A 25,429-nucleotide genomic window follows, 5' to 3' on the forward strand; every position below is an offset into this window, starting at 1 on the left:
GCAGTCCTGCCACCCAAGATCAGCGGCGTCGCCATCCGTCGCCAAGTCCAGGAAAAGTCCACAAGATGTCCCGCGCCAGCCCGATCCGACCGGCACTGACCAACGCAGAACCCCGAGATTCCAACGATCCCAACATGGCCAGCACCGGCCATCCCCCAGGTCCGACTTCGAGCTGTACTGCGACCCGGTTCGGGTATGGCCGTGGTGGCAGAGTGCTGAAGCGCAGGGATGGCATGAGTGGGTGAAAGCTGGTCACGTTCTGGTAACGACTTTTCGCCCAGGGGTTGGTTGGGTGAGGGTCGGGGTTCGGCGCGGAAAGCGCTTCAATCTGCGGGGCGACGCGTCGAATCGGTTGTTGTTCCGCCTTTAGGGCATACATCCGATCTCGTCGTCCTGGCGAGTTCTTTGTCTAGTATCCCGGTTTGCGTGCCTCGTGCTTGGGGTGTGCTGGAACAGTTCTTGATGAGGCGGGGGTCGACTTCATGCTGATGCTTCGAGGGGTCACGGGTGCGTGGGAGCGCGCCCGCCAACGTGTTCGCTCGCAGGGCTGGCGCGCGGGTGCCGGTGTTGCCGTGCTGGCTCTCGCGGTTTCGGGTGTGGGTCCTGCTGCGGCGGCTCCTGGTTCCGGGGCGGTGTCTGCCGAGGCGGCCGTGGAGTGTTCTCCGAGCGCGCTGACGGAGTCCGAGGCTCGGGAGATTGCTACGGCGTGCGGAGTCGAGGTGCTGGTGGAGTCCGAGACGGATCCGTGGCAGTCGGTGACGGTCCTGCCGGATGGGAACTCGCGGTTGACGGCAGGCGTCGATGCGGAGCGTGCGCCGGATCCCGCGGACGTCGACGGCGACGGGACCTCGTGGCGTGAAGTCGACGCGACGCTGATAGCTCAGCCGGTCGACGGCCGGATCGGCATGGTGGCCGCGCCGGTGGACCTGACGTTTTCGGCCGGCGGTTCCGCCGACGGTCCGCTGGCGTCGTTGACGACGCCGGACGGTCACACGGTGGCCGTGGACACGCCGTTCGCGATTCCCGAGGCAATCATCGACCCGGATGGCGGGCAGGTGCTCTACCCACTGGGCCAGGGCGTGGATCTTGTTGTGACGCCGAACGCGGACGGCACATCGTTCTCCGAGGTGATCCGGGCAGAGTCTGCGGACGCACTGGCGGCGGTGCCGGAGCTGGACGGGCTGACCGACGGCGGTCTGGTTTTCCCGGTAAGTGTTTCGGACGGTCTGGACGTTCGCTCCGACGAAGCGGGCGGGTTCACGGTGGTCGAGGTGGCCACGGCGCGGACTGTCGCGGAACTCCCTGCGCCCGTGGCCTGGGATTCCGCGGCTGATGCGGTTCTGGAGGCGGCGCCGGACGACGCGCTCGCCGAGGGCGGTTCGGTGGCGGGCGGCTCGGCGGCTGCCACGGAAGCAGGAGCCCAGACTGCTGACGCGGAAGCCGCCGGGACTGACATGGTGGTGGCGCCTGACGGTGAAGTGATCGAGGCGGGACGTCTGGACGAGCGCCGCGCCGCGGCGCCGGTGGCGGGCGACTCGACGGTTGCGCTGGGTGCCGAGCTGGTTGAAGCATCCGACGGAGATGCCGGTATTCGCGTGGCGGTCGATGGCGCGGACCTTGCTGCGATGGACGGGGTGCTCCATATCGACCCGAATATCGGCACGAAGAAGCCGGGCGGTAAGGCGGTCATCCAGAGTGCCTTCCCCTCCACCACGCACTACAACGACGCGACGAGCTTCCCACTCGGCGCGTGCACGGCGACGATCGGTTGCCCGACGACGAACGTGGTGCGGTCGGCGTTCCAGTGGACCGGGCTCACGGCGATCAAGAATCTCAAGTCGTCGGACGTCGTGTCCGCCACCTTCACGGTGTTCGGCTATCACTCGTATGCGTGCTCGAGCCGTCCGGTGCAGGTGTGGCGAACGGCCGCAATCGGGAGCTCGACGACGTGGAACAACTTCGCAGGTTCCTCGAAGTGGCACGCGAAGCTCGGCGAGAAGAACATCCACCACAAGGACAACTACTGCAATAACGCACGCAACATCGCGTGGGACGTGAAGCCGGCGGCGAAGTGGGCGGCGTCGAACAACTCGGCGCGGATCACGCTGGGGATGAAGGGGACCTCGACGTCAGACGTGTACTCGTGGAAGCGGTACTCGAACCCGCGCCTGGAGATCGTCTACAACCGAGCGCCGAAGGTTCCCCGGGCTTCGGAGATGAAGCTGGAGTTCGAGGGCCAGGCGCCGGAGGCGTGCTCGACCTCGGGCACGGGTGCGCCGGCGTTCTCGTCCAAGACCGGGATCGTCATGCGCGGCGTGGCACGCGATCAGGATTCGCCGCAGGTGCGGGTCAAGTTCCGGGTGCGGACGTCGGGCGGCACGTCCGTGTACTACACGGAGAACTGGTCGGGATGGAAGACGCCGCCGGCGACGTTCACGCGGACGATCCCGTCCTCCACGTTCTCCTCGACGTCGGGGGTCTACTACTGGCAGATGATCGTGCAGGATCAGCTGGACGGCTCTCCGGCCCGGAACACGACGTTTAATCAGTCGCCGAAGTGCTACTTCAAGGTGGACACCAGCAGGCCCGCCACGCCGTCGGTGACGTCGAATCAGTACCCGGCGGGTGAGATCTCCGGGGGTGTGGGCCAATCGGGGACGTTCACGTTCGATTCGAATTCTGGCGACGTGGTGACCTATCGCTACTCGCTGGATTCGGATGGCCTGGGCTCGTCGAAGTCGCCGTCGACGCCGGGCGGACCGGTGTCGGTGACCCTGCCGATGAACCGGGAAGGGTCGCACCTGCTGTACGTGCAGGCGGTCGATGGCGCCGGGAACACTTCCGATGTGCGGCACCATCGGTTCACGGTGGACTTCCCGACCACGGCGGCTTACTGGCACCTGGACGAGTACGGCTACACCAGCGAGGGGACGCGGACCACACCGGATGCGGGTGCTCTGGGACACACGCTAAAGGTCGGCGCGACCATCGCGCGGGTGCCGGGGCCATTCGCTTTGGCCGGGTTGCGGACGGAGGATCTGGCGCTGGAGTTCGACGCGGACGAGACCACCTGGGGCGCGACCGGGGTGACCAACGCGTTCGGGTGTAGCGACGACACCACTGGACCGGACGGTGTTCCCGACGGGCGTACCGAGGACCTCGGGAACGGGGCCTCCGCCTGTGTTGACCGCACGGTGGATGATTTCGAGGCGGGGTTCACGGTCTCGGCCTTCGTGCGGCCGGACGTGTCGACCAGTACTTCGACGATGATGGCCGTTTCCCAGGAAGGAACGAACCGGGCGTCGTTCCACCTGGGCGTGTTCGCCGGTGAGCACTGCCCAGAGGACGAGTCCGGCGTTCAGCCTGGGGCATGTTGGGGTATTGGCATGTACTCCGCGGATGCTGGCGGAGGGACGACGACGCAGTCGCGGGCATTCTCGCTACGGCCGATCGTGGCGGGCGAATGGGTGCATCTGACGGGCGTGTTCAACGCGACCGAGGAGGAGATGTCGCTGTTCGTGTGCCCGATGGGTACTGATCCGGACCCACGCAACGACCCGCCCGACGCGTGGTTCCCGGTCGTGGACGCGGAGCACGGTACGGCGGAGTACGCCGGCTCGCGGTGGGCTGCCGATCGTGCGGTCCGGTTGGGCCGCAGCATGTACGGGGGCGAGGCGGCCTACCGGTGGCTGGGAGCTGTCGACGAGGTGCGGCTGTACAACGCGCCGCTGGGCAATGGGCAGATCACTCGGATCTGCAGTGGTGACATCACTTCCGAGCAGCCCTTCGCACCGGGTGCGGAGCGTGAGGATGGCGACGGTGACGACAGCGTGGTGGGCGATCCGAACGAGATCCCCATGGGCGAAGGCGACGGTGACGCGTGATGTCTCTGACCAACCGGGGGATCGACATGACGACCAGCACGACAACACGTGAGCGCCGGGCCGCGCGCGGCGTCCTGACCGGGGTCGTCGCTGCCGTTTCGGTGGTTGGGCTCGCGATCCCGGCGGCCGCGGGTCCTGGAGCGGCCGAGCGGATCGCTTCTGCGGCGGAGCGTGAGGCGTGGACGCTCCAGGAGCGCGCAGAACACGGCGAGGAACTGTGGGGCGAGGACGCCGCCGCGGGTGCGGATCCGGTCGAGGCACACCAGCAGTCGCCGACGGCGCTGCCGGACGCTCCGTCGATCATCGACGGCGGCGTGACCACGGAGGATGCCCGGACAGCGTCCGACGATGCGGTGATCGACCCGCTGGATACCGTGACTCCGGGTGAGGTGACGCTCGAGCCCCGGGCCGGCAAGGCAGCTAGCGGCAAGGCAGGCGATGTCGCGATCACCGTCGACCTCAGCACGGCCAACGGAAAGACGAAGCCGAGCACGGCCGACGACGCGGAGCCGTCAGGTGCGGTGAAGGCTCGAGTGTCAGACCGGGCCGCGGCAGAACGCGCTGGGATCGCCGGCCTGCTCCTGACCGTGGAGAACGCGGACGACAACATTCCCGCTGGCCAGGTCGACATCTCGGTGGACCTGGACGGACTGGACCTGGATCCGGAGTGGGTGTCGCGCGCCCGTCTGGTTGAGATGCCCGCCTGCGCGATCACAACCCCGGAGGGTGCCGACTGCCGCCAGCAGACGGAGATCGCCGACCAGGATCGTTCGGGGACGAGCCTGATAGCCGAGGTAGAGGTGGGCGACGGTGACTCCGCCGAGCGGCCGAGCACAGGCGGCTCGCGTTCGCCGCGAGCGGCCGAGAGCGCGACGGCGCGGCAGGTGGAGTCCGCGACGACGGTCCTCGCCGTGACCGCGGACACCTCGGGTGACCAGGGCGACTGGTCGGCCACGCCGCTGGACCCCTCGGCCACCTGGGACGTGACAGGAAACACGGGCTCGTTCACGTGGTCCTACCCGATGCGTACGCCGGCCACGCCGGGTGGCCTGGACCCGGAGGTCTCGCTGAGCTACGACTCGGGCTCGCTCGACGGCAAGGTCGCCTCGGCCAACTCACAGGCGGGCGCGATCGGCGATGGCTGGGACCTGTCGGCGGGCGGCTATATCGAGCGCTCTTACGTCCCCTGCGCGCAGGACCAAGCCTCGGTGGGCGGCAACGCGCCGAACAACGCCTCGCGAGACACGGGTGACCTGTGCTGGAAGTCGGACAACGCTACCCTGGTCCTGGGCGGCAAGGGCGGTGAGCTCGTCCGCGACGGTACCTCGAATACGTACCGTCTCAAGGACGACGACAACACCAAGGTCGAGCGCCTCACCGGCGGGTGGAACGGCGACAACGACAAGGAGTACTGGAAGGTCACTACGTCTGACGGTACGCAGTACTGGTTCGGGCGGGACCAGCGGTCGGCGACGGATACGCGTGCGTTGTACTCGGGGTGGACGGTGCCGGTGTATGGGAACCATCCGGGTGAGCCGTGCTACGACTCCTCCTACGCGTCCTCGCGCTGCCTTCAGGCGTGGCGGTGGAACCTGGACTATGTCGTGGACCCGTTAGGCAACTCGATGACGTACATCTGGACGCGGGAGTGGAACCGGTACGGGTACAACAACAATGCTGGGACCGAGCGGTATGTGCGTGGTGGGTTCCTGCGCCGGATCGAGTACGGTACGCGTGCTGGTACCGAGGCTGAGGTGGTGGCACCGGCGCGGGTGGAGTTCCTGCCCTCGGAACGCTGCCTGACGACCGAGACGTTCGACTGCGCGGCGAGCAAGATCGGCGCCAACCCGGGCAGGTGGCCGGATGTTCCGGAGGACTTGATCTGTGACGATACGTCGTCGTGCGCGCAGGTGCAGTCCCCGGCGTTCTTTTCCCGCAAGCGCACCACCCAGGTCGTGACACAGATCCGCACAGGCGCGTCGTCCTACAAGAGCGTGGACCGCTGGACGATGACGCACGGTTTTCCCGACCCGGGCGGTGAGACCGGCAAGCAGTTGTGGCTGCGCGACATCGACCACGACGGCCTTTCCGCGGAAGCCGACGCGGATGACGTCACCAACCTGCCGAAGGTCGTGTTCACCGGCTCGGTCGCGCCCAACCGCGTGAACGAACAGCTCGACGGTCGCCCGGCGATGAACCGGTACAGGCTGGTGCAGATCCGGTCCGAGTCCGGCGGGGCCACGAACATCTCCTACTCGACGCCCGACTGCACAGCGAGTGACAGGCCGGTCAGCCCGTGGACGAACACGCGCCGCTGCATGCCGGTGTACTGGACCCCCGCCGGATCGTACGACGAGCCGATCCTCGAATACTTCCACAAGTACGTGGTGACGGGCATCGTCGAGGACGCCCGCATCCCCGGCTCGCGAGACAAGCTCACGACCTACGACTACGTGGGCGACGCTGCCTGGCACTACGACGACAACGAACTGGTGCGTCCCAAGCAGCGTACCTGGGGCCAGTGGCGCGGCTACGCGACCGTGGATGTGCGCCTGGGCGAGTCGGGCCTGTCGGAGGCGCCGCAGATCCGCACCCGGACCCGCTACTTCCGGGGCATGCATGGCGATCGTCTGAACGCCGACGGCGGTACCCGCAGCGAGCAGGTGGACGGGATCAACGACCACGACGAGTTCGCCGGGCGTGAGCGCGAGGTGATCTCCTACGACGGATCGGACGTCGTGGAACGTGAGAAGACCACCCCGTGGCGGTCGGCGGCGACAGCCACGAACTCACGCGGGAACAAGGCCTACCACACGGCCGTGGCCACCAGCGAAACCGTCACGACCGCCCCGGCCCTCTCCGGCGGCGTGCGAACCGTGGTCACGGACACCGAGTACGACGGTTACGGCATGCCGATCAAGGTCACCGAGAGGGGCGACACCGCCATCTCGGGTGACGAGCGGTGCACCGAGACGACGTACGTACGCAACACGTCCAAGAACATCCTCAACCTCGTGCGACGTACGGAGACCGTCTCCAAGCGATGCGACCAGACCGCGTCTCGTCCGGCCGACGTCATCGCCGACGAGCGGTTCGCCTACGACGGCGGCCACGTCGGTGACCAGCCGACCGAAGGGTTGGAAACCCTGCGCCAGGAGGTCAAGGCATACAGTTCGGGTTCCCCGCAGTACGTCGATGTCACACGGACCACCTACGACAGCTTCGGCCGCCCGACCGCGGACACCGATGCACTGAACCGCACGACGACCACCGCGTACACGCAGACCAACGGCCTGACGACACAGACAAAGGTCACCACCCCGGACCCGGACGGTAGCGGCTCGCTGACAGCCCACGTGACCACGACCGACCTGGACCCCGCGTTCGGCGTCCCCGTGAAGGTCACCGACCCGAACGGGAACGCCACTACCGGCAAGTACGACGGCCTTGGCCGCCTGGTGCGGGTGTGGGAACCTGGGCGCGTGCAGGGGACCGACACCGCGAGCACCCGGTACACGTACTCGGTACGCGACACCGGGCAGAACGGTGTCAGGACGCAGACGCTGAATCATGATGCCTCGGCGTACCTGTCCTCGACCGTGATCCTGGACGGGCTGCTGCGGGAGCGGCAAACGCAGTCGCCCTCGGCAGACCGGGACAACCCGGGCCGCGTCGTGACCGACACGCTCTACGACCCCCGCGGGCTGGCGCACATCACCTACGACAACTGGTTCACCACGGGCGACCCGGTCACCACGGTCGTGTACCCGGCCACCGGCGATGGGGACGAGGAGTTCAAGTTCAACGTCCCCTCCTCGACCGTGACCCGCTACGACTCCGCCGGACGCGCCACCGACGTGATCGAACGGTCCGGCGGGCAGGAAAGATGGCGCACCACCACCGAGTACCACGGTGACCGGACACTGACCGACCCGCCGACCGGTGGGACGCCGACCATGGAGATCACCGACGCCCGCGGGAACACGACCGAACTGCGTCAGTACCTCGGCAGCTCGCCGTCCGGCAGCTTCCAGGCGACGACCTACGCGTACGACGGCGCCGACCGGCTCGTCGGCGTCACCGACCCAGCCGGCAACGACTGGACCTACACCTACGACCTGCGCGGCCGTCAGATCGGCGCATCGGACCCGGACAAGGGCACCACGACATCCACGTACGACGCAGTCGGCCAGGTCACGACATCGACCGACGCGCGGGGCGAGAAGCTCGCCCACACCTACGACGCACTCGGCCGCAAGATCGCGACCCGGGACGACTCGGCCTCGGGTGCGCTGCGGTCCGCCTGGCAGTACGACACCCTCGCCAAGGGTCAACTCACGTCCGCAACGCGGCATTCGGGGAGCGTCGCCCTGACGACGGCCGTGACGGGATACGACCACCACTACCGGCCGCTCGGCGAGAAGGTCACGGTCCCGTCGAACAGCACGCTTCCGGCAGGCCTGACCGGCGAGTTCGAGATCGAACATACCTACACCGCAACCGGGCTCCCCGACACGAAGTACTTCCCACCAGCAGGCGGGTTGCCAGGTGAGGTCGTGCGCCTGAGCTACGACAGTGCGAACCAGCCGCGCGCCATGGTCGGCGGTGCTCAGGGCGGAGCCTACGTCGCAGAATCGGAATACTCCGAGTACGGGCAGCTCCTCTTCGCCGATCTGGGCGGAAACTACTCCGTGGGCGCTCGGTGGACCTATGACACCTATACGCGGCGACTGACCGAGCAGTCGGTCACCCGCGAGGGCGCGGGTGGGAACGACTACGTGGCCACCTACCGGTACGACGCGGCCGGTAACGTGCTTGGGATCGACAACCGTCCCACCGTTTCGGGCCTGCAGCGGGACGCGCAGTGCTTCACCTACGACGGCCTCCGCCGCCTCACGCACGCCTGGACGCCTGGGAACGGAGACTGTGCCACGGCCAACCGGACTGTGGCGGGCCTGGGTGGCGCGGATGCGTACTGGACCTCCTACGGCTATGACCTGGTCGGCAACCGCACCTCGGCCACACAGCATGCGCTCGGTAGCGGGGGTGGTGCTCTGTCTTCGGCTTACACGTACCCGGCGGCCGGGCAGGCTCGCGCCCATGCCGTGCAGGCGGTGCAGACGAAGGACGCGTCCGGGACTGTGGTCGGGACAAGCACGTTCGACTACGACGCGGCCGGGAACGTGACCGGCCGGAACCTTGCCGGTCAGCCCGCTCAGAGTCTCGAGTGGGACGCGGAAGGCGAACTGACCTCGGTCGCGACCGACGGCGAAACCGAGGCGGACGAGTACCTGTACTCGGCCGACGGCGACCGGCTGATCCGCACGCAGGACGGGGAAGCAACTCTGTACCTGCCAGGCGGAATGGAACTGACAGCCTACGACGACGGGCGGGCGAACCTCGGCTCGCGCTACTACCAGTTCGGTGGCAAGACGGTTGCGATGCGTGCCGGCCAGGGACTCTCCTCCGGCCAGGTCACGGTGATCGGAGACCACCACGACACGCCCGTGATACAGGTGACCCAAGCCAACAACACGGCTACCAGGGAATACACCGACCCGTTCGGCGCCACCCGCGGCGCGGCCGTCGGCGACGCGGACGCGGACGGCCGCATCGACGGCACCTGGAAGGGCGACAAGGGCTACCTCGGCAAAACCGAAGACGCCACGGGTCTGACCGCGATCGGCGCACGCTCCTACGATCCAGTCCTGGGCCGGTTCATCTCGGTCGACCCGATCATGGACCTGTCCGACCCCCAGCAGTGGAACGCCTACGCCTACTCCAACAACAACCCCACCACCTGGACCGACCCCACCGGCATGCGCCCCGAAGCCGGCAACGGATTCCGCGACGACTACAAGCACATCCAGGCTTCGATCAAGCACATGAAGAAGAAGCGAAGCTCGAAGCCAAGACCACCCGTCGCACCCCCGCCGTATTACCCGCCCACAACCCCGTGCACAAGCTACTGCGACAGTGACCTGGAGTCTGCCGCCAAGGGAGCGGGAACAGCAGCGGCAGTGGCAGCCCCCGGCGCTCCGGGAGTTGCAGCGGCCGGTGTGGCGAAGGAAGTCAAGAGGCAGGCGCTCAACCTGCGCAGTGGGAAGACCGCGCAGATTCGCTCTGTCGGAGGCAAGTCACAAGCCGCACTCCGCCATAGTGTCGGCTGGCGCGAATTCGCGGCCGCCGGCCGGACTGGCGGCGCCAAGGCACTCGGGCCAATCGGGGCCGTTGCGGGCGGTGCGATATCTGCCAAGATCTATTGGGATCAGAACGAGCAGATCGTTGGCATGGACACCGCTGAAAAGCGGGAACTTACCGCAGTTCAGACCGGGATCGATGTTGGCGCGGGAGTTGCGGGCGGTATCGCTGGTGCGAAGCTCGGAGCGCTCATCGGCTCCTTCATTGCCCCTGGCGCTGGAACCTTGATCGGTGCAGCAGTCGGTGGAATCATCGGTGGCATCGCCGGAGCCGCGCTAGCGAGTGGTGCGAACAACGCGATCGGGCGTAACGCCAGAGAGAATGCTGCATCAGGCCGTCGATGGTGGGAGCTCTGATGGGTTATTCAGGACTGTTTGACGGCCCGCTGGCATCAATTGTCTGGATCTGTGCGATTCTCCTGGCCGCCGGCGCGTTGTTCATTGTTGCTTGGATTCCGATCTATTGGCATGGAGGTGATGGCTGGTTTGCCGGGCGAATTGAGGGAGCGCTAGGATCGTTATCGAAATACCCGAGTGGAGCACACTCGCTGGTGCCGTTCGCCTTCTCGGCATGTGGGTTCGCGATTGCCACGCTATTCACAGCCTTTATGACGGTCGGTGGTTTCGGTGAGGATGACGACCATCTCATACCGGGAATGCTCGTCGGTGTAGCGGTCTGGATTATTGGAGCCGGGTTCCAGCAGTCGATAATCTGGTTCAATCGACCGAAATTCTTGGTGCCCCCTCGATGGCGGGACGATCCCGGAGAATGGGAGTTGCGTCAACGGCGTCGGGCTCGTCAAAAGTCGCGGGGGAGAGAGGGCTGATCACAGCCGTTTCCCGCATTCAGTCTCTCAAACGCACTTTCTCGTCGGCGGTGAGTCATGCTACAACATCAGCGGGCCATGTGAGGCGGAAGGGAATCGGATGGCGGGAAGTGGGGTGCCGTTCATAGTTCTCGTGCTTGCGACCTGGATTCCGCTTTCTGCGTTCTTTGCATGACTTGCTGTCGATGTGGTAAAGCGGTGGAGAGACCCGTCGAAGTTTCTCGTCATCGATAGAACCCAGCCTTTTGGTTGGCCGTCACTCAGGCTGCCAATAAACTCACAGCACAGTCCGTGTTCGGGGCTGCGAGGGCGCTTGGAGGAGCAGCCTCAATGGGGGTGCTCGGCGTCGTCGCTGGCGGGGGCGTAGCGTCATGGGATACTGCCCCAATCGGCCTCGCGGTTGGGGGCGCTGCGGGTACGTTTATCGGTGGTATCGCAGGCTCCTACTTCGGTGCCACTACAAATGAGGGAATAAGGGATTTCTGGAGGTGAAAAGGATGGCTGGGATAGATAAGGAGACTCCTTGAAAGCCCAGTATTCCTGGTTGGCGCGTTTATCTCTGGCCTCTTCTTTCTCTTCGTCGGACTGTATATCCTGTCTCGACTGGCGATGCGTCTTTCTGGACGGGGCGAGGCATACGATCTTGAGGAGTGGGCCGCACGCTACTGGAATGACGTGGCCGAGGCTGCAGCGCCCATCAGAACGATGTTTCAATTCGGATTGGGTGCCGCTCTGACCGGAGGATTCGTGATCTGGGTCTCCGTCCTTGGGCGGCGGGCGCTGGACAATGGGCTCGCGGGCTCGCGGGCTGGTGGGTTGCGGCAGTCGCATTCATGTGGTTGTGGGCGGCGATAGAACGTTGGTTCGCCTGGCCAGGGCTATTCGTCGTGCCTGAGGCGCGTGGCACGACGGGCATATTCTTCGCACGTCGGGCGGAGAAGCGAGCGGTACGAGAAGACATGGACGACGGGTCTGACGGTGCAGATGGTCCGTCGACGCGCCCGGACGACGGTTCGTGAGTCAGGTGGCGCGGACGCGTACTGGACCTCCTACGGCATGACGTGGTCGCGTACGGCTGGCAGTCTCTTCCCACCGGATCCCGCAAGGATCGGGTACCCTCGGCCGCGGCGGTCTGACTCCTGCTTACTACCGACCCTGCGGGTGTCCTAGCGTTGATCTGTCGACGGCGTTCGAGGACTTGCTCGACTTCGCCCGCGGAGACTTCCACGAGTCCCGGTCATGACCCTGAGACCGCGCCGTCGCGCTCGGCGCCATCGTGGAACGCTTCGGCCGGGGTACACATTGGGTACACGTGAGCACCGTCTCAGACCATCCGGTGTCAGCCTCACCAACGGACCTGGGTCATGGAGGAACGGCAGAACTCCAACGTTCTCGCGGTGCCCAACGAACCCGCTGGACACCGCGAGACATACCGCCCCGCCCTCCAGGAGAACCCGGCGTACGGGCCGGCTCGTCCGCTTTCCGGGGCTTGACTTGCTGTTGGCGAGGAGGGCGCCGGTCCGCAGATGGTCCGCAAGATTGCCGAGGACTACGACGCCGCCACCCTCTACTGCCACAGCTTCCTACAACCGCAGGAGGTATCGCCGTCGGCCCCGCGCTCTACGATGCCAACGTGTCCGACGACGAGACCGACCGCCTTGATGCGACTATCACTCACCTGCGCACCTGGATCAACGGCATGCTCCGTCGGCCCGGGATGTACGTCCCGGGGCCAGGTGGTGTGCAGACCGGGATGACGCTACTCGGGGACACGCTGGCCATCGCCGAAGGCCGACCCGATGCGTGGGCGGTCGAGTTGGACGGGCTGAAGGAGCGTGGCGCGTGGACTCCGATCGGTGTCACGGGTGCCTACCACAACGTGCTCGGGGTCCAGGGGCCGGCGCCGACCGCCTTGATGTTTGCTGCCTGCGCCTACCGACTCGGCTGGTTCGATGTCGAGCGTCCGCTCAGCCCGCACGAGTACGCCGCGGTGCGTGCTGCCGTGCCCGGGCTCACGGAGAGCGACGCCACGGGCAGCAGCATCATCGAGCGGTTCGGCCCGCCGTCGGTCCAGACGAGCCCGGGGCGATGGATCCACGACAGCCTGCTGTACCTGAGCCGGTCCGCGTCCGACCCGGCGATTTTCTTCCACTTCGAGCCCCCACCGCTGGGAACCAACCGCAGCGCCGACAGGTTCCGCCTCCTTGCCGCCCACATCGACCAGGGAGCGTTCTTCGACGGATTCACCCACACGCCCCACGGGCGGGCGGTCCGAGAAGCCAGTAACGAGGACCGCCAGAACCAGGCGCGTGCCGTCGTCCGGAAACGCACACGGCAACGTGAAAGGTCAAAGGGGTCCTCCTGAGCATGCTGCATCGACGGGTCGGCGCAGAGAGAGCGACGAGCAGACTGACACACGGCGATCAAGCCCTTGAGCCGTCATGGTCTCGACGAACCGCCCCTCGTCGACCTTGATTCTCACGCCCAGAGCGCGTGTCTGCGCCGGGTCACGGGCCAGCACCCAGTCCAGGAAAAGTCCACAAGATGTCCGGCGCCAGCCCGATCCGACCGGCACCGGCCAACGCGGAAACCGCGAGATTCCAACGATCCCAACGCAGCCAGCACCGGCCATCCCCCGGGTCCGACTTCGAGCTGTACTACGGTATCCGACTGGCGGCCCGTACAAGGTCTCGTGATGTCGGGGAAACGGCGGCTGACCTCCACGAGTGCTTCGTGCGTTGCGCAGCGTCGGCCGCCGTTCGTGGCCGTCGCGTCGCGGTAGGCTCATCCAGCACGGGGTCATCGTGCAGCGCAGTGGAAGGAACCTGGGCGTGGCAGCTCTGCTTGTCGAGCGGTGGCCCGTCTTCGCAGTCGAGCTCCGCGACGCGCTGCTCCACGACGGAGAGATCGACCTCGCGGGATCGGTCAAGGGGCTCACCGTCGTATCCATGTGCTCATGCACCGACGAGTTCTGCCAGAGTTTCCATACCGCTGCTCCACCTGACGGGGCCTACGGTGCAGGACATCGAAACCTTTGGCTCGGCCAGCCGTGGCCCGACGGGTTCTTGATCCTTGACGTGGTCGACGACGAGATCCGCTTCGTCGAGGTTCTCTACCGTCCGCCGCTCGACTGAATGAGGTCGGCTACTCCGAGGGATTCCGGAGGGCTGCACCCGATATGGACCGCACCGGCGCTGTCCGAGACCCAAGCAGGGGTGATTTTGCGGGCTGGCATGGGTGTCCGGCGCCGCTTCCAAGTCTTGGTTTGGAACGCCGTGCTGTAAGGGGGGCGGCGCGCATCGGGTACACGTGTGCACCATCTCATCCCATCCGATGCCAACTTTGCCAACGTGCCGTGACCTCGGAAGAGCCCTGCCTTTGGTTGGCCATGCGGATCTATGACTCGGCCGTGTGCCCGGCCAGGGGCACCGTGCCTCGATCCTCTGCATCCAGAAGGTGCCGCCGGAGGTGCCAGGTACGAAGTGGCCGGCACCCGAGTCAGGTGTGGGGTCTCTTCCAGTTCACAGCGTCGTCCCGAGTTGCGTCCCTCATAGTGGTGTAGCGGTCGCCGGGCTCGTCGTCTTCGACGTGACGTAGTGCGGCCACCGCGTGATCCTTCGAGAGCAACCCTTCACAGCAACCCTCGAACGGAAACATCACGATGACCGCACCTCATATTGTCGACCCTGCCGGCCTGCTTGGCGAGGCCCTGGCCGAGGCCTCCCCGGACCTGATGCGTGACCTGTTGCAGACGGTGATCAACGCGCTGCTGTCCGCTGACGCCGATGCCGTGGTCGGCGCGGAGTGGGGCCGGCGCAGCCCGGAGCGCACCGCGCGCCGTAACGGGTACCGCCACCGTGACCTGGATACCCGGGTCGGGACCCTGGACGTCGCGATCCCGAAGCTGCGCACGGGGACCTACTTCCCTGATTGGCTGCTCGAGCGCAGGAAGCGTGCGGAGTCGGCGCTGATCACGGTGGTCGCGGACTGCTACCTCGCCGGGGTCAGCACCCGGCGGATGGACAAGCTCGTCAAACAGCTGGGCATCAACAGCCTGTCCAGGTCGCAGGTGAGCCGGATGGCCAGCGACCTGGACGAGCAAGTCGACGCCTTCCGTCACCGCCCGCTGACAGACGCGGGCCCGTTCACGTTCGTGACCGCGGACGCGCTGACCATGAAGGTCAGGGAAGGTGGGCGGGTGATCAACGCGGTCGTGCTGCTCGCGACCGGGGTCAACGGTGACGGTCACCGTGAGGTCCTCGGGATGCGGGTGGCCACCAGTGAGACCGGGGCGGCCTGGAACGAGTTCTTCGCAGATCTCGTCGCCCGCGGCCTTGCCGGGGTCCGCCTGGTCGTCTCCGACGCGCACGCCGGCCTCGTGGAAGCCATCGCGGCGAACCTGCCCGGCGCGGTCTGGCAACGCTGCCGGACCCACTACGCAGCGAACCTGATGAGCATCTGTCCCAAGAACATGTGGCCCGCCGTGAAGGCCATGCTGCACAGCGTCTACGACCAGCCCGACGCCACCGCCGTGCACGCCCAGTTCGACCGGCTGCTGGACTACGTCGCCACCAAGCTGCCCGATGTCGCCGCCCACCTGGACACCGCCCGCGCCGACATCCTCGCGTTCACCAGCTTCCCCAAAGACGTGTGGACCCAGATCTGGTCGAACAACCCGACCGAACGACTCAACCGCGAGATCCGCCGCCGCACCGATTCGGTGGGCATCTTCCCCAACAGGAACGCGATCGTGCGTCTCGTCGGCGCCGTGCTGGCCGAACAGACCGACGAATGGGCCGAAGGACGCCGCTACCTCGGCCTCGAAGTCCTGACCCGCTGCCGCCAGAACCCCACCACGACCACGGGAACGGAGGTCGACACCGTCCTCGAACTCAGCGCCTGACCCAACAAGGATCACCAAGCGCTACACCACTACTCGGGACTTGACCGCGTCCCGCGCTCTACCTGCCGACCAGATGGAACCTGGGGCGTCGTGGTCTGGCCCTTGAACGGAGACGATGACCTCAGACCTTAGGAACGGTTCGCCCACCACCTCAGCGTTCTTCTCGCTGAGAACGCGGCGACTCCGGTCCGCGCATGACCATGACGTTGGCGATGCCGCTCCCAGCCACACGCTCGTCGGGGTAGCCGCTCGGCACTCCGGGTTCGACCCCTGCTTGGCCCGCCAGGGCGTCTTCGCGCTCCACCCGCCAACTCACCTCAGTCAGCGCTATGGTGCGGCTGTGAGACCGACAGTGACCGAAGTCACCCTGACGACAAGCGACCAATCCTTTAAACCGAGCGCTCACGTAACGTTGATCGTCGGCCCCAACAATGTTGGAAAATCGGCGGTCCTTGAGGGGATCAGGCGCGAGATATCATCGCATCCATCCAGCCGACCAAACAACCTTCCTGGGCCAATCGCAAGAGTTTCCGTCGAAATGCCTGCCTACAACGAGTTCGCGGATCGAATAAAGGAGCGCACTCGCTTCTACGAGGCGGGCACTCGCCACGATAGAAAGTCATTCCATGCCAACACATTCCTCTTGCCTGATGGTGATGAGGTCTCTGATACCCAAATGCAGGATGCGTGCAAGCAGAATGACCATTTCGGCCAAATAGCATCGGTACTCGTGACTCATCTCAAGGCCGAGGGGCGCGGTGGAGTGCTCGCGAGTCGAGATGTGCCAGATCTCACGGGAACTCAAGAGCAGCTAATGCCGATTCAGAAACTGTTTGAGGATCGAAGGTTGGAGTCGACCCTCAGCGGCTATATGGAGCGTGCATTCAACACTCCGCTTCTGGTGAATCGCCATGCGGGACGGAAGGTGCATATTCACATCGGCTCGGTCGACGTGGAAGAGCAAAGGATCGGAGAGTCTCACGAGTATCTGCGTGAGCTACTAAAACTTCCTTACCTGGCGCGGCAAGGCGCGGGAATGCAGGCGTTTATGGGTACGATTCTTACGCTATCTACCGATATCCGCGACATCGTGCTTCTCGATGAGCCGGAGACGTTCCTTCACCCGCCCCAAGCGCGGCTCCTCGGCCAAATAATCGCGGAGATCAGCGCCAATGATGGCCCGCAAGTAATTGTAGCAACACACAGCAACGACTTTGTGCGTGGTGTGGTTGATGCGGCGAAAGTTGCTGCGGATGTTTCGGTTGTTCGCGTCACCAGGCCGACAGATGCAGAGAATAACGTCGCCCAGGTCCACCCGGACAGCATCAAGGATCTGTATAAGGATCCTCTGATGCGATATTCTCACATACTGGACGGCATATTCTACAAGGGTGTAGTCCTTTGCGAGGCAGAATCGGATTGCACATACTATTCAGCGGTGCTTGGCGCAATGGAAGGTTCGGATGGCTTACCGTCATCCGACCTGCTGTTCACTCACTGTGGTGGTAAGAATCGACTGCGGCGAGCGTACGCGGCTCTGGATGCAGCTGCCGTGCCAACCGCTGTAATCGCAGACATCGATCTGTTGTCCAATAGGGACGAGTTCAAGCGGTTGTTCGAGGCGATGGGCGGTACATTCACCGATATTGAGGGACGTTACAACGTATTGAGTTCGTCGATTCGCGATGGCAAGGTCGAGGCAACCCGCGATCATGTCCGTGACAGTATCGCGGAGATCATTGAGAAATCAGGGGCGAAGACGCTGTCCAGACAAGAGGTGGAGCAAATTGTTGCTGTAGTAAAGCCCGAGTCCGGCTGGAAGCAAGTCAAGAAGAAGGGCCACGGCGCGATAAATCGCGGAGATCCGATGGATGCCTTTGGTGACATCTTGGGTGCTTCTAGGCGGATCGGATTGTTCATTCTCCCGGTAGGCGAACTTGAAAGTTTCCATTCGAAGATTGGCGGCAACAAGCAGGTCTGGCTACAACATGTTCTGGAACACGAGTTGTTTGCTAAAGAGTCAGAAGCGTGGAGTCTGATCCGTGACGTGCGCGCATTCGTTAGTGAGAGCCAGTAGTTCACTCTGACGCTTTCCCCGAATCAGGTCCGTGCCGGCATCTTCAACGCGATGGTCAGGTCGCAGGGCGGCTGCCGCAGTCAGTACTTTGCTCGTCGGGTCGGAGGAAATACTGGCTATGGGCGTGCACTTCAAACGGGTCGACGATCCAGTACGCTGAGACGACGCGTACGAGTTCGTGTCCGCAGCGATTTGTCTACCTTGGCGGGACGCCGCCGCTGCTCGAGACGCGCTGCTGCGGGGCTCGCACGAATGTCTGCGCGTCCAGCGGTACCTGGAAGGTGGGATTATCGCCCCCGTGTACCGATGCACTCGGCACCGCGCACGATGTGGAGCACCGCGACATGGACAGCATCTGGGGACGGCCCTCGTCGGTCCCGACCCCGCCAAGTGTCGGGAGGGAGCGGATCTCGGAGTGAGTGGGGCAACGGTTGTGTAGAACCTGTCATCCGCCAAGGCCCGGTCTCTGTCGACCCTAGTGCGCATCCTGCCCGCATCCTCTGTTTCCCTGGGCGGCGTTCCGGACGAGTAGCCGGAAGGCACCACGGTCGGGACGTTGTTGATCGCGACGTTCCTGCCAAGGGAGACCGTGCTGCCGGTAAGCCTCGGGGAGGGCCGTCTCGTACTCCACGAGCCATTGGGCATCGGTGATCTCCCCCTGCCGGTGCCTCGCCATCAGAGTCACTGACAGCGCCGTGATCACAATGGAGATCACGGCGCTCGTGATCCGTGCGGCGCTGGACGACTCGGGACCAAGGGCGGATCGTGTAGTAGAGGAACGCTTGCGCCGTGAGGTTGAGGACGGGGACCTGCCATACGAGGCTGTCCCACTGGAAGCGTCGAGCGGCGACGGTCGCGTAGATGAGGCGCCGCTCTTCGGGGTCGATTGCCGGCTGGTCGGGCATCTGCGTGAACCTAGCATCTGCATGGTCGCCACCGATCGGATCGGGCGGGTGAACCTCGAACCTCTCGCCGGTCCATCAGTTGGCGGCATCGGCGTTCGGGCTCGACGCCGGGTTCGTTGTGCGGCCAAGAGCGCCCGAGCGGTACACATTGGGTACACATGAGCGCTGTCTCAGACCATCCGGCGTCAGCCTCACCAACGCACCCAGGTCACGGAGGAGCCCGAGAACCCCAACGTTCTCGCGGTGCCCAACGAACCCGCCGGACACCGCGAGACCTACCGCCCCACCCTCCAGGTGAACCCGCCGTATGGGCCGGCTCGTCCGCTGTCATCGGCGATGGCGCTGTTGTCAAGCCCGCCGTCGCTGGCGGCAGAGTACGCAGTTGAAGGCGTACGCCCTAGGGTGCATACTGGGTCCATGGAGATTCACCGGTCGCGGCAGTTCAAGGCCTGGGTCGATGACCTGGTTGCGAAGGCCAAGTCCGGCGATCAACGCGCCGTGCGGATGGCGAAGCATGTGTACGACGAACTCAGATACCTCAAGACCCTCGATGAGGAACCTGAGGACGACACCGCCACGCTCAAGCGTGTCCGGCAGAGTCGGCAGCATCCGGTGTGGAGGCTGTCGCATCCGTTCGATCCGCAGATGGCGGTCCGCATCATCTGTTGGTTCGACGAGCACTCCAAGTCCGTGGTCGTCGCCCTCTTCGCCGCTGACAAGGCCGTGATGGGTGACGTGTTCTACGACAGCGTCGGCGCGCGAGCCGACCAGGCGATCGACCAGTGGAAGCGCGAGAACGAGGGGACAGACCATGACTGAGAAGCACGACCAGTTCGCTCCCGCCGACGATGTGTTCGAGGCGCTGGAGTCGATCCCGGGCCTGAACGACGACCGCACCGAGCGCGAAGCTGCGCGAGAGCAGATGGAACGCGAGCACGCCATAGGGCTTGCCACGATCCGTCAGGTCGCCGCCCTGACCCAGGCCGAGGTGGCCCGCAAGATGGGCGTGCGGCAGACAAGCATCTCCAGGCTGGAGGCCCGCCCCGACATGCTTCTGTCGACGCTCAAGGCCTACTTCGACGCCGTCGGTGCCGAAGCGATCGTCACGATTCGCATCGGCAACGTGGAGCACAAGGTCGCACTGGACGAGATTGTCGGCCGGGCCTGACCGGCGAGAGCGCCTCCGCTCGATGCCCGAGTAGGGAAGGGATGCGGGCCCGGTCGTTGGCAGACTCCAGTGCGGGTCCGCACACAGTCCGCAAGAGGTCCACGAACCGCCGTCGGACACCAACCACGCCATCGGCCGGGAACGTCGGGATTCCAACGTTCCCGGCCGATGCCGTGTCCAGCCGTGTCTCCGCGTTTCCCCAGCAGCACTCACCCGGCGTATGGGCCGGCTCGTCCGCTCTTGACAGCCTGACCGCAGCCGACGCCATACCGACCGCTCGCTCGAGCATGTAGGTGCCTACTCGTCCCAGGCGGTGAGCAGGCGGTCGGGCCCGATGATCGTGAGCCCGTCGAGCGACGTCTCGCTGCGGGACACCGCTACGAGTGGGGTTTCGTCGGTGGCTCCCGGCAATTGTGAGCGATGGATCACGAGTCGCGCGGCATCGCGATGGTCGAACGGCCGGTTCTCCAGCCACTTGATCGAGCCGACGAACGTCAGGGTCTTGGCGATCGGTTCGCGGTCCGCTCCGACCAGATCGATCTCAGGGTCGTTGGTCCGCGTCCAGTAGCCCCCCACGACGTTGGTTCCGGGTGCGATCTCGTCATCTGCGATCCGCCAGAGCGCTTCCAGATACTCTCGTTGGTGAGAGTCTCATCGATGAGACTCTCACCAACGAGAGTGTCTCTCCGATCGTTTCGCGCAACCAGGCCCGAGTCGATCGGCGCCAGTGCCTTGGCGATGACGAGCCGCGAAGTGCGACCTGAGTGGTCATGGTGGCTTCGTACTTGATTGGGGTCAAACGGCCGAGGCGGTCCTGGCGTCGGCGGCGGTTGTAGGTCCGTTCGATGCAGGTCACGATCGCGATTCGTAGCTCGTCGTGGGTGGTCGAGCGGAGGTGCTTGCGTGAGTGGGGCTGGGTCTTGTGTGGTGGGGAGGTCGCTGACCTGCCCGTCGCCGACCTCGATGACGCGCCAGACGCCGTCGGACCTCTGCGCGAGGTCCGTGGTCACGAACGGAGCTCCCAGAGCGCGCACGCCTGAGCGCACGGCGTCGAGTATCGCGGCCGGGACATCCACCGGGGCTTCTGCGGGCGCGTCAGGGTGCGGGGTGATCAGCGCGAGCGAGCCTCCGACCCACCACGCGCGTGTCTCGCGGGTCCGTCCGGCGTCGTCGGGCAGGAAGGGCTCGAAGCGGCGTACGACGATCCCGCCGTTCAGGTCGGCGTCCTGCAGCGTGACCATCGTGGCGATGACACGTGTCGCTGCTGGGACGTCGGCGAGGTCGGGTATGAAGCATGCCTCCTCCCACTCGTGCTTGCGGGACTTCACGTAGTCCTTCACCAGGGCTGGGCCGCCACCCAGCGTGCCGGCCCAGGCAGCAACGTCCGCATGCTTGGGTGTCCGGTTCACTTCCCACGGCGACCAGATGCTGCCGGGGGTCAGGTCGGCGAATGCGTCGTACCACCCGGGTAGCTCGTGCGCGGCCCGATACATGGTGGGGTCGGTGAGCAGCAGGGCTCCTCGGGCCTGGAGTCCGGTGGCGAGGCGTGCATAGGCAGCCGGGGGGATCATCCAGCCGCGGTACCACGTCGTCCGTCCTACGTCGGATGTCGGAACCTGCCGAACCGCCGCCTGGATATCCCCGGCGATGATCGCGTCGTGGTCCACCACTGCGACATCCATGCCCCCCTGGCGTGCGGCGCCGGCCTCGCGTGCGAAGTGAGGGTCGGGGACTCGCGGGCCGAGCGGATCGGACGGCACCAGGAGCAACGGCAAGGCCATCCCGGCACCGTATCGGCAGGTGTGAGCCAGTTGCCATGTCATTCCCGCAGGGTCGACCGAATCGAGCGATCCATCGGGCGGTGCGGAGATCGATTCACGACGAGCACGAGCGCTGGCAGGTGTACTGGACTGCCGTTCCCCACGAAGACCTGCGCCCACTCATCCGTAGTCGAACTCCCGAACGGTCGGACCTTGAGTTCCCGAGAGGCCATTCAATCGTTTCAGTCCTTGCCCGCGCGCCGGCCCGCGGAGTTATGTGATCGCTAACACGACCGAGTTCTCGTGTTCGGTCTCCACCTGTCGACGACGCCAGGTGCACGTAGAAGAGGAGTTGCGATGAGGACTACATCAAGACCAGGCCGTCGCACCTTGGTGGGTGCGGCGTTGTGCGTGGCGACGGTGGTCGCCGGTTTGACGGCTGCCGCGCCGGCGCAGGCCGCGGAGAGCACGTTGGGTGCCGCGGCCGAGCAGAGCGGGCGGTACTTCGGTGCGGCGGTGCCGGCTGGGCGGTTGAGCGAGTCGGCGTACACCACGATCTTGAACCGTGAGTTCGACATGATCACGGCCGAGAACGAGATGAAGATGGACGCGACCGAGCCGCAGCAGGGCCAGTTCAACTTCTCCCGGGGTGACCAGATCGCGAACTGGGCGCTCCAGAACGGCAAGCAGTTGCGCGGCCACACCCTCGCGTGGCACGCCCAGCAGCCGGGGTGGATGCAGAACATGGAGGGCTCCCAGCTCCGCCAGGCGATGCTGAACCACGTCACCCAGGTGGCGACCCACTACCGCGGCAAGATCCACTCCTGGGACGTGGTCAACGAGGCGTTCGCCGACGGCGGTTCGGGTGGCCGGCGCGACTCGAACCTGCAGCGCACGGGGAACGACTGGATCGAGGCGGCGTTCCGGGCCGCGCGGGCGGCCGACCCGGGCGCCAAGCTCTGCTACAACGACTACAACACCGACGGGATCAACGCGAAGTCGACCGGGATCTACAACATGGTCAGGGACTTCAAGGCCCGTGGGGTGCCGATCGACTGCGTCGGGTTCCAGTCGCACCTGGGTACCTCGTTCCCCAGCAGCTACCAGGCCAATCTGCAGCGGTTCGCGGACCTGGGTGTCGACGTGCAGATCACCGAGCTGGACGTGGAGCAGGGCAACAACCAGGCCAACGTCTACGGGGCGGTGACCCAGGCGTGCCTGGCGGTCTCGCGGTGCACCGGCATCACGGTGTGGGGTGTGCGTGACGACACCTCCTGGCGCGACGACAACCCCCTGCTGTTCGACAGCTCGGGCAACAAGAAGCCCGCCTACTACGCCGTCCTCGACGCGCTCAACGGCGGCACGTCGCAGCCACCGGGCGACACGTTCCGCCTGCGGAGCGAGTCCGCGGGCCGGTGCCTCGACGTGCCGAACGGCACCAGCACCAACGGCACGGGACTGCAGATCTGGGACTGCTACGACGGAACCAACCAGCAGATCACCCAGGACGGCCAGACACTGCGAATGGTGGGCAAGTGCCTGGACATCCCGCCGGACGCCGCGAACGGCACCCAGGTTCAGCTGTGGGACTGCAACGGGGGCACCAACCAGCAGTGGACGTTCAACGGCAGCTCGATCAGCAGCGTCCGGTTCCCGTCGCTGTGCCTCGACGTGAACGGAGCGGCCACCGCGAACGGCACGGCCGTGATCGTGTGGTCGTGCCACTCCGACGCGAACCAGCGGTGGAGCCGGGTCTGACCGGCAGCCGCTGAGCCGCGGGGGCTGGTCGGACGGGAACCCGTCCGACCAGCCGCCCACGTAGTTCGGCCGGCACGGCCATCCCGGCGGCAGAATCTACCCGGCGTGTGGGCCGGCAGGCGCCGGTCCGTCGGCCGCAACCTGGCGTTCCATGTCACCCCCGGCGGTCTTCCCGCCCTCGTCTTGGACTCGGGCGGGGGGCGTGGCTGCTACCGCCCGCCCGCTGGCGGTCGGAGCGCACCAGGCGCGCGGCTACGGCCGTTCCCTGTGGCAGTGGCAGGTTGGTATCGGAAGCACGGAACGCCTCGATGGCCAGGGCGGCGAAACGTCGCGCCACAGCGACGCTGCCGGCCGAACGCGACGCCGCGAGCCCGCGCCCGGCCAGCAGGACGATCACGAGATCGTCGAGGACGAAGTCCGCACGCAGTCGGCCGGCCTCCTGCGCACGACGGGCCAGGTCAGCGAGCCTCGGCAGGAGTGCGGCACGATGTTCGGCGAACGAGTCGCTCCCCGGACTCTCCGCCATGAAGGCGTCGACGAAACCCTGGTTACCGACGTTGAGCACGCTGATCCGTTCGACGACCGAGGTGAACCCCCGCCACGGGTCGGGGTCGGCCCGGCCCTCCTCCACGATGCCCCGACAGACCCGCAGCTCGTCGGCGAAGACCGCGTCGAGGAGAGACTGCCGCGCCGGGAAGCGGCGGTAGAGCGTCGCCGGGCCCACGCCCGCGCGGCGGGCGACCTCCCGCATCGTGACGTCCAGGCCGCGTTCGGCGAACAGCTCCCGCCCGGCCGCAAGGATCCGGTCGCGGTTGTCCTGCGCGTCGGAGCGCAAGTGAAGCACCTGCTCGGCCATGACTCTCACTTTCCCGTAAGTGGACGTGGGCGTCCGTTAACGTCGCGACGGTAGCACCGACCGCAGCACCCAGGAGAGACAGATGCGAGCAGTGACGATCGAACGGTTCGGCGACCCGAGCGGCCTGGTGGTGACGGACGTTCCCGGCCCTGTTCCCGGGCCCGGCCAGGTGGTGATCGACACCGAGGCGATCGGGGTGGGCGGGGTCGACGCCGTCGTCCGCCGCGGGACCCTCAGCGGCTTCGGGTTCACGGCCGGCACGATCCCCGGAAGCGAGGTCGCCGGCACGGTGACCGCCGTGGGGGCCGGCGTCGACGCGTCCTGGACGGGGTGCCGCGTGTGGATGTTCACGGGCACGAGCGGCGGCTACGCCGAGCAGGCGATCGCGCCGGTCGGCGACATCGTCGCGCTCCCCGACGAAATGTCGTCGATCGACGCGGTGACCCTCGGCAATTCGGCGGCGGTGGCGCACTTCGCGCTCGCCCACGCACGCTTCACCACGGGGGAATCCGTGCTCGTGCGGGGCGCCGCGGGAAGCATCGGTATCGCGGCCGTCGAACTCGCGGCCCGTGGTGGCGCGAGCGCGGTGGCGGTGACGACGTCGTCGGAGAAACGCGGCGAAAGGCTCCGGGAACTCGGCGCGACCCACGTGCTCGATCGGTCCGGTGACGGCGGTGCGAATGCCCCGGCGCTCTACGACGTGATCATCGATGTCGTCGCCGGACCGGACACACCAGCGTTCATCGACCGCCTCGCGCCGAACGGGCGACTCGTCCTGGTCGGAGCGGTCGCCGGGATGCCACCTGCCGACTTCGGCACCCGACTGCTCAGCGGGTTCCAGCAGTCCCGCTCGGTCGCGACCTTCAGTCTCGACACCGTGCCCGCCGAACCGCTGGACACCACCCGGGCCGCGCACTTCGCCGCAGCGGTACGAGGCGAGATGCACGCCGTCGTCCACGACGTACTGCCCTTGGACGCCGCGGCCGACGCACACCGCCAGATGGACGCCGGCACGGTCTTCGGCCGGATCGTGCTGGTGCCCTGACGAACCCCGACGGCGCCTGTGGCGTGGCTTCGAGCGTGAGGCGTTC

Annotated in this window: 13 protein-coding genes and 1 pseudogene; 11 read left to right on the top strand and 3 right to left on the bottom strand. The window is 66.0% G+C overall.

Annotation, left to right across the window (positions count from 1 at the left end; translation table 11 throughout):
• Positions 1-719: 719 nt before the first annotated feature.
• From EDD34_RS06535 to EDD34_RS06575, 9 genes are all read left to right on the top strand, one after another.
• Complete coding sequence (locus EDD34_RS06535; protein WP_123813843.1) at positions 720-3,884, top strand: LamG-like jellyroll fold domain-containing protein; 3,165 nt, start codon at positions 720-722, stop codon at positions 3,882-3,884.
• Complete coding sequence (locus tag EDD34_RS06540; RefSeq protein ID WP_123813844.1) at positions 3,884-10,441, top strand: RHS repeat domain-containing protein; 6,558 nt, start codon at positions 3,884-3,886, stop codon at positions 10,439-10,441. The genes EDD34_RS06535 and EDD34_RS06540 overlap by 1 nt, the downstream gene beginning before the upstream one ends.
• Positions 10,441-10,911: a hypothetical protein gene (locus tag EDD34_RS06545; protein WP_123813845.1), complete on the top strand. Its 471-nt coding sequence runs from the start codon at positions 10,441-10,443 to the stop codon at positions 10,909-10,911. The genes EDD34_RS06540 and EDD34_RS06545 overlap by 1 nt, the downstream gene beginning before the upstream one ends.
• Before the next feature lie 1,633 nt (positions 10,912-12,544).
• Positions 12,545-13,276, top strand: a complete 732-nt coding sequence (locus EDD34_RS06550; RefSeq protein ID WP_123813846.1) for a hypothetical protein — start codon at positions 12,545-12,547, stop codon at positions 13,274-13,276.
• 466 nt (positions 13,277-13,742) lie between these two features.
• Complete coding sequence (locus EDD34_RS06555) at positions 13,743-14,045, top strand: hypothetical protein (protein ID WP_246012221.1); 303 nt, start codon at positions 13,743-13,745, stop codon at positions 14,043-14,045.
• A gap of 527 nt (positions 14,046-14,572) precedes the next feature.
• On the top strand, positions 14,573-15,814 hold the full coding sequence (locus EDD34_RS06560; protein ID WP_123813540.1) for an IS256 family transposase: 1,242 nt from the start codon (positions 14,573-14,575) through the stop codon (positions 15,812-15,814).
• Between the two features lie 352 nt (positions 15,815-16,166).
• Complete coding sequence (locus EDD34_RS06565; protein ID WP_170176984.1) at positions 16,167-17,891, top strand: ATP-dependent nuclease; 1,725 nt, start codon at positions 16,167-16,169, stop codon at positions 17,889-17,891.
• A gap of 1,322 nt (positions 17,892-19,213) precedes the next feature.
• Positions 19,214-19,615: a hypothetical protein gene (locus EDD34_RS06570; RefSeq protein ID WP_123813848.1), complete on the top strand. Its 402-nt coding sequence runs from the start codon at positions 19,214-19,216 to the stop codon at positions 19,613-19,615.
• Positions 19,608-19,964, top strand: coding sequence for a helix-turn-helix domain-containing protein (locus EDD34_RS06575; protein WP_211341509.1), 357 nt, complete (start codon positions 19,608-19,610; stop codon positions 19,962-19,964). Before EDD34_RS06570 ends, EDD34_RS06575 begins: the two co-directional genes overlap by 8 nt.
• Before the next feature lie 297 nt (positions 19,965-20,261).
• Here the strand turns inward: EDD34_RS06575 and EDD34_RS06580 are convergent, their stop codons facing one another.
• Together EDD34_RS06580 and EDD34_RS21485 are read right to left on the bottom strand one after the other, a co-directional pair.
• Complete coding sequence (locus EDD34_RS06580; RefSeq protein WP_211341730.1) at positions 20,262-20,540, bottom strand: hypothetical protein; 279 nt, start codon at positions 20,538-20,540, stop codon at positions 20,262-20,264.
• Positions 20,541-20,881: 341 nt separating this feature from the next.
• Positions 20,882-21,787, bottom strand: a pseudogene (locus EDD34_RS21485) (ATP-grasp domain-containing protein); the annotation flags it as partial.
• A gap of 294 nt (positions 21,788-22,081) precedes the next feature.
• Here EDD34_RS21485 and EDD34_RS06590 point away from each other — a divergent pair.
• Positions 22,082-23,482: a glycoside hydrolase family 10 protein gene (locus tag EDD34_RS06590; protein WP_123813850.1), complete on the top strand. Its 1,401-nt coding sequence runs from the start codon at positions 22,082-22,084 to the stop codon at positions 23,480-23,482.
• Positions 23,483-23,636: 154 nt separating this feature from the next.
• On the opposite strand, the gene EDD34_RS06595 is transcribed toward EDD34_RS06590, so the two are convergent.
• Entirely contained in the window at positions 23,637-24,338 is a 702-nt protein-coding gene (locus EDD34_RS06595; protein ID WP_123813851.1) for a TetR/AcrR family transcriptional regulator, read from the bottom strand.
• Positions 24,339-24,420: 82 nt separating this feature from the next.
• Here EDD34_RS06595 and EDD34_RS06600 point away from each other — a divergent pair, with 82 nt between their 5' ends.
• A complete protein-coding gene (locus EDD34_RS06600) occupies positions 24,421-25,383 on the top strand; it encodes a zinc-binding dehydrogenase (protein WP_123813852.1) in 963 nt (320 codons plus the stop codon).
• Positions 25,384-25,429: the final 46 nt, after the last annotated feature.

It is taken from the genome of Myceligenerans xiligouense, from assembly GCF_003814695.1.
GTDB classification, from domain to species: Bacteria; Actinomycetota; Actinomycetes; order Actinomycetales; family Cellulomonadaceae; genus Myceligenerans; species Myceligenerans xiligouense.